The organism is Vibrio sp. JPW-9-11-11 (genome assembly GCF_013369335.1).
Taxonomy (GTDB): domain Bacteria; phylum Pseudomonadota; class Gammaproteobacteria; order Enterobacterales; family Vibrionaceae; genus Vibrio.
On record NZ_SZQJ01000015.1, the window covers coordinates 1 to 5169 of the forward strand.

A 5169-nucleotide genomic window follows, 5' to 3' on the forward strand; every position below is an offset into this window, starting at 1 on the left:
TTTGTGGTAAAACATAACAAACAATTCAACAGTGATTCGCAACGCTTGGCGCTCTTACTTCGAGTTGAATTTAGTGTTTGCGGCGCAGTATTCAAGTTCAGTGTCTGCGCTGCTCACACGTTAATTGGGCGTTAAGCTACAGAGAAATTGTATGGAAAATATTAAAACAGTTGTGTTAACAGGAGTTTTCGTTGTTGCAAGCTCTTGGGTCACAGGAAATCATTTAATTGAATCAAATAAATTACAAGTTGAAGCTAATTTAGAAAAGTACCAAAGTGAGCAGAAATCTAAATATATAGATAAAATTGCGTCAATCTATGCGAAGTATGATGTAAATGTTGATAGTTTTGTAAGGCATATCTTGGCTGATAATATAGATTCAGAAAAAGTAATTTCTTCATTCACAAAGTCTCAAGAACTTGGGCAAGAGCTGATTTTATTAACTAATGATGAAGTATCTCCGCTTGTAAACAACTTGAACTATCATCTTGCAAACGTATTGAAAAATTTACAGAACTCTAAAGGAACAGTAGATTTAAAAGATGTCACAGAAGCTAAGGTCGTATTAAAGCAAGCGTTTAGAAGCTTGATTCACAGGAATCTAGGGTTCGAGATTCAGTAGCTTAACAAACTGTTCAAGAGGGATTCGCAACGCGTGGCATTTTTGCTATGCGTTGGTTTAAGTGATTAAGGTGGTATGCGGCGGCTTAGGTATTGCGTTGCTCACCCCTTAACAGGGCGTTAGCCCTCAATGTACCAAAGATTGATGGAGTACAAGTCCAATAAGCAAATAGTTTGTTATTGTTTTGGAAATTTAATTATTAGAGAAGAAATATGCCGTTAAGTCATTCTTTTGAAGATCTTGCTCAAACATTTAGAGTTCTAGTTGAAGCTGATTTTCGTTATAAGCAGCTTGTTACCATTGACCGCCCAGAAGCTGTTGGAAACGTGGAAACAGCAATAAATGCAATGCTAAATGCGTTTCACAATTTGTACGATCTGATGCAACAAGAACTTGGTGCTCCAGTCGATTGGTACGACACACCGGAACTTTGTGTGATATTAGCAATCAGAAATGCTCGCCATCATAACAAAGCAAATAGAATAAGAAGCATATACAATTATCACGTTCAAACCGCAGCGACACCAAATACCGAACACACATATTATTATGCTAACTTTCTCGCTAACCCAGAAGAGGAGGGGGGAAGTTTCTTTGATATTCCTATCTCGTGGGGTGATATAAAAGAGCTTTTAGAACTCCCAAAAGCTGAGTCAAGGCTTCGTGCATCAGCTTCAGATATCATTCGCAATTATGTTAACGCCGACCTAATTGAGTCTTCTGCAGAGGAAGCAGGTGTTGATGAGAGCGATATTTTTATTAACTTCGTTCCGTTGGCGATGAATGCAGGTATCAGACTACATAGTTACATTGAAACTCATGTAACCCCACAGTCTGTTGAGGCAACATCATTTCTAGACTTGTTTGGTTCGGTCGCTCCATCAATTACGTCAGAACCTGACTGCGATACCATGTCATTCAGCTTACCCGAGTAAAAGGGCTAACAAACTGTTTAAGAGTGATTCGCAACGCGTGGCATTTTTACTATGCGTTGCGTTGAGTGTTTAAGGTGGTATGCGGCAGCATCGGTATTGCGTTGCTCACACCTTAAAAGGGCGTTATGTGCTCTGGAGGATTAATGAATAGAGTCGAACAAATAATCCGTTCATCTGACGTGAAAGTTCGTAGGGATATAGCTCTAGAGTCGACTTGGTTATATGGTGATTATGAGCTTATGGTTGAGGAGGCACTGTCATTTCATTGCCCTACATGTAACGTTAGTGACCTTTTAAAACTTCAAATATCGCAGTTGTATCACCAAGGGTATGTCGTTATTGAAAACATTCCTGTCGCAGTTCCCGTTACTTCGGTGTTGTCGGTTTTGGAGCGCATCAGTGATATCGGTAACGGTCGGGGTAAATTGAGAAATATATCAGACCAAGTGGGTTTTAAGATCCTGCATACTCATTTTGGACAATCTTCATTTATTGTTGAAAACTGGGCTAATCACGCGAAGCGAACCAAGTTACAAGATCAAGACTTGGATATCGAAACAATGTACCAATCGTTAATTGAATCAGTCTCGAACGACTACAAAACTGGTGAGTGGGTTGTATACAGCAAACATAATGGTTCGATTACAATTTGGTGTTTGTGGCTACATGAAGCTGGTGATGAGGCTTTGGTTCGTGAACTGAAAGCACGCACATAACAAAGCGTTTAAGACAGATTCGCAACGCGTGGCGTTCTCAGTTCAAATTGAGTTTTGTGTTTAATGTGTAATGGTTTAGGTTAGGTGTAAGCGTTGCTCACTACTTAACGCGGCGTTATGCGACAGGGTAAAGTTTTTAGGTTTCTTTAATTTCGTGGTCTCTGGCAATTCGTTTTTCGTTTTCGGCAAATCAGCATTGTCGACTCAAATTCTTGAATCACTGAAACCGTAATGCATGCCAAGGTTCGTGAAGTTGCCTCATTAAAAATCGCATTTGGTTGCGGAAAATTTTTTGGGCGCAAAATGTGAAGGGGCAAGTTCATGGAAAGCCGGCATTTGTTGAAATTCCGGCTCGTTAAGTTTCTTGCAAACAAAAGCCAATTCTTCGCTTTAAGGCAACGTTCCGTGCTTTTGTTAGCCTTATCTTGGAAATGTTGAGTCCATTGGTTCTTGAATCACAAAAAGTTACCTGCGCGTTTGTGGTTTTTTGTGTTTAAGGTAATGTTTTCATTGCCCAATCTAGCTCTTGCGAACAAATCGCATAACAAACAATTCAAGCAGATTCGCAACGCGTGGCAGTTTTGGTTTGCAGTGGTTTTGGGTGTTTACGGTGGAATGCGGTAGCTTTTGTATTGCGTTGCTCACTACTTAATTGGGCGTTAGCTATATACGAGGATAAAATGAATACAGTGGATGTAATGCGAGAGTACAATGAGTTTGAACGCAAGCTTATTCACTCGTTTAATGGTGTAAAGGAGTCGGATAGTAATCTGACTAAATTCGTGTCTAAAGATCGTCACGGCAGTTATATTTCGTTCTTTGACTTTGATGAAAGCCTCACTGAATCAATAGTTAAAGAGCAACTAGCTTACTTTAGCCAACGCAAATTATGTTTTGAGTGGAAGACATATAGTACCGATAAACCAAGCAATATCGGCAATGTATTACTCGCTAATGGTTTTGAACAAGAAGATACTGAATCATTTATGGTTTTAGACCTTTCTAAAACAGCTAACGAGTTCTTCGATGAATCTCAGATCACAGAAGTTTTCGATAGCGAAGGCATTCGTGATGCAATAAAGGTTCAAGAACAGGTATGGGGTGGGGATTTCGATTGGCAATACAATTACTTAATGAGTCTCAAAGAACAATCTCCAGATTCGGTATCCATTTATGTTGTGTATGTAAATGGACAGCCAGTGACTTCCGCTTGGCTAACATTTAATGGAAGCAGCCCATTTGCAGGAATTTGGGGCGGAAGCACAATCAAAGAATTTCGAGGCAATGGGTACTATAGCTTGCTCCTAAATAAGCGTATCGCTGAAGCAAAGTCGAAAGGTGTTAAGTATCTGATAATCGATGCCTCAGACATGAGTAAACCGATAGTATCAAAGCGGGGGTTTGAAGTTGTAGCGACAACAACGGGCTACACTTCACCAAATAGCTAACAAAGCATTTAAGAGTGATTCGCAACGCTTGGCAGTTTCGCTTCGCTCAAGTATCGCCAAGCGTTGCTCAAACCTTAATGCGGCGTTATACGATTTTACGGGGATATCGAATGGAAACAAATCAGTATGTTCTCAATGGTAAATTTGAAGTACTGACAATTGCCAAAGAAATGAAAATGTCTCATTGGGTATACTCTCCGATTATCCGAGAGGTTTGCAGCGGAAAGGTTATTATGAGCTTGGAATCTACTGGTTGGGACTTACGTAAAGCTGCAGAATCAAAGGGGCGTATTGTACTTCACTTAGCTCAATATCCTGACGGTAGAACTGAGTATTATGTAGAAGTTGACCCAATAAACTCTAGCGCTACCATCTTAGGCAAAGAATATCCTTTATCAAGTTTAGAAAGTACTTTGGAATCAATCGTATAACAAAGCATTTAAGAGTGATTCGCAACGCTTGGCAGTTTCGCTTCGCTCAAGTATAGCCAAGCGTCGCTCACACCTTAATGCGGCGTTAAGTGTTTCAATAAGTCAGGAGTACGAATGAATAAATACTATCCCCCAGTATTTGAACAAGAACAATTTCACTGTGTCCAATGTGGAGTGTTCGCTAAACAGTATTGGAACAAGCTCAATAGGTTATCAGGGCAATTCTCTTATACTACAGACTTTACCTACAGCAAATGTACGCATTGTGATGAAATTTGCTATTGGTATCAAGGCAGGATGATTGTGCCATCAGAAGCTCCAGTTCCACCACATCACCACGATTTGCCGGATGTTTGTGTATCAGATTACAACGAAGCCAGAGATATTGTGGCTCGTTCACCAAGAGCCGCAGCAGCACTGCTTCGTCTTACTATTCAGAAACTGCTAATTGAATTAGGTGAGAAAGGCAAAAATATCAATGATGATATTGGCTCTTTAGTCGCAAAAGGATTACCTGTTGAAGTTCAACAAGCGCTTGATTATTGTCGAGTGGTGGGTAACAACGCTGTTCACCCCGGAGAAATTGACTTAAATGACAATCCAGAAGTCGCAAATAGTCTCTTTGAGATGATTAATTTCATCGTTGAAGTAAGAATCTCACAGCCAAAGAAAGTGGCAGAGCTATACAATATTCTTCCAGCAGGGGCATTGAAAGCCGTCGAGAAAAGAGACGGAACCGAAACCACTTAGTATCAAGTTTGAAGTGCGACACTTTTTACAGATGCGCATGAATATACTCCGTTGGTGTTCTATACCCAAGCCTTTTGCGTGGGCGCGTATTTAATTTGTGTGCAATTTCATTGCAGAGCTTCTGTGTCACGTGTGACATAGAAGTGCGTTTTGGTAAGTATTGTCGTATCAAGCCATTGGTGTTTTCATTAGTGCCTCGCTCCCATGAATGGTATGGATTTGCAAAGTAAAACAGGCAGTTATGATGTTTTTCTAATTGTGCATAAC

At 40.2% G+C, this 5169-nt stretch carries 7 protein-coding genes; 6 read left to right on the top strand and 1 reads right to left on the bottom strand.

Annotated elements, in window-relative coordinates:
* Nucleotides 1–151 precede the first annotated feature (151 nt).
* The 6 genes from FCU94_RS15410 to FCU94_RS15440 all read left to right on the top strand — a co-directional run bounded on the left by FCU94_RS15410 (nt 152) and on the right by FCU94_RS15440 (nt 4902).
* Nucleotides 152–622 carry a hypothetical protein gene (locus FCU94_RS15410; RefSeq protein ID WP_176289395.1) on the top strand — a complete coding sequence of 157 codons (471 nt, stop codon included), beginning with the start codon at nt 152–154 and terminating at the stop codon, nt 620–622.
* A gap of 212 nt (nt 623–834) precedes the next feature.
* Nucleotides 835–1557 carry a hypothetical protein gene (locus FCU94_RS15420; protein ID WP_176289396.1) on the top strand — a complete coding sequence of 241 codons (723 nt, stop codon included), beginning with the start codon at nt 835–837 and terminating at the stop codon, nt 1555–1557.
* A gap of 143 nt (nt 1558–1700) precedes the next feature.
* Nucleotides 1701–2273 (top strand): hypothetical protein, encoded by a 573-nt coding sequence (locus FCU94_RS15425; RefSeq protein ID WP_176289397.1) that lies wholly within the window; start codon nt 1701–1703, stop codon nt 2271–2273.
* A 680-nt stretch (nt 2274–2953) separates the two neighbouring features.
* The gene (locus FCU94_RS15430; protein WP_176289398.1) at nt 2954–3721 is read left to right on the top strand and encodes a GNAT family N-acetyltransferase; all 768 of its coding nucleotides are present in this window, start codon (nt 2954–2956) and stop codon (nt 3719–3721) included.
* Between the two features lie 110 nt (nt 3722–3831).
* A complete protein-coding gene (locus tag FCU94_RS15435) occupies nt 3832–4152 on the top strand; it encodes a hypothetical protein (protein ID WP_176289399.1) in 321 nt (106 codons plus the stop codon).
* 114 nt (nt 4153–4266) lie between these two features.
* Nucleotides 4267–4902: a DUF4145 domain-containing protein gene (locus tag FCU94_RS15440; protein ID WP_176289400.1), complete on the top strand. Its 636-nt coding sequence runs from the start codon at nt 4267–4269 to the stop codon at nt 4900–4902.
* 25 nt (nt 4903–4927) lie between these two features.
* Here the strand turns inward: FCU94_RS15440 and FCU94_RS15445 are convergent.
* Nucleotides 4928–5169 (bottom strand): IS30 family transposase (locus FCU94_RS15445; protein WP_176289401.1); only part of this gene is annotated, 242 nt, incomplete at its 5' end.

Excerpts from the sequence above, each read along its gene's own strand:
- FCU94_RS15435 (WP_176289399.1), top strand. The coding sequence starts at position 3,832 with ATGGAAACAAATCAGTATGTTCTCAATGGTAAATTTGAAGTACTGACA.
- FCU94_RS15430 (WP_176289398.1), top strand. The coding sequence starts at position 2,954 with ATGAATACAGTGGATGTAATGCGAGAGTACAATGAGTTTGAACGCAAG.
- FCU94_RS15410 (WP_176289395.1), top strand. The coding sequence starts at position 152 with ATGGAAAATATTAAAACAGTTGTGTTAACAGGAGTTTTCGTTGTTGCA.
- FCU94_RS15425 (WP_176289397.1), top strand. The coding sequence starts at position 1,701 with ATGAATAGAGTCGAACAAATAATCCGTTCATCTGACGTGAAAGTTCGT.
- FCU94_RS15440 (WP_176289400.1), top strand. The coding sequence starts at position 4,267 with ATGAATAAATACTATCCCCCAGTATTTGAACAAGAACAATTTCACTGT.
- FCU94_RS15420 (WP_176289396.1), top strand. The coding sequence starts at position 835 with ATGCCGTTAAGTCATTCTTTTGAAGATCTTGCTCAAACATTTAGAGTT.